Here is a 453-nt window from a genome sequence, read left to right on the forward strand (position 1 = left end):
AAGCAGCGGATTTCTCAACAGAGCAACTGAAGGAGGGGCATTCCATTGATGCTTGCCAACCCTTGGTAGCGCAACTAGCCTTCCCTTTGCTGGGGGTGCGGACGGTAAGGCAGAATGGGATCAAGACACCATTCTGCGCCGATGGAGAGGGATTAGGGACGACAATGGCGACTGGTACTGTAAAGTGGTATAACGAAACGAAGGGCTATGGCTTCATTCAGCCCGACAATGGCGGCAAGGATGTATTCGTCCATGCCTCGGCGCTTGAGCGGGCTGGTATGCGCGGGCTCGTGGAAGGCCAGAAGATCTCCTACGAGGTGGAGGCCGACCGCCGGACCGGCAAAGAGTCGGCAACCAATCTGCAAAAGGCTTGATTGAACCTGTCAAAGCTTAAGCTGAGGCTGGACCGGACAAGTTAATGAGCGCCGCCATGATCAGGCAGCGCTCTTCTAC

General features: G+C 55.8%; 1 protein-coding gene. It reads left to right on the forward strand.

The genetic code is table 11. The features are described 5' to 3' along the window. The first annotated feature begins 164 nt into the window (after positions 1-164). The gene (locus KBI52_RS00805) at positions 165-374 is read left to right on the forward strand and encodes a cold-shock protein (RefSeq protein ID WP_204242415.1); all 210 of its coding nucleotides are present in this window, start codon (positions 165-167) and stop codon (positions 372-374) included. The last annotated feature ends 79 nt before the right edge of the window (positions 375-453 follow it).

The sequence above is a fragment of the Microvirga sp. HBU67558 genome (assembly GCF_018069605.1).
Classification (GTDB): domain Bacteria; phylum Pseudomonadota; class Alphaproteobacteria; order Rhizobiales; family Beijerinckiaceae; genus Microvirga; species Microvirga terrae.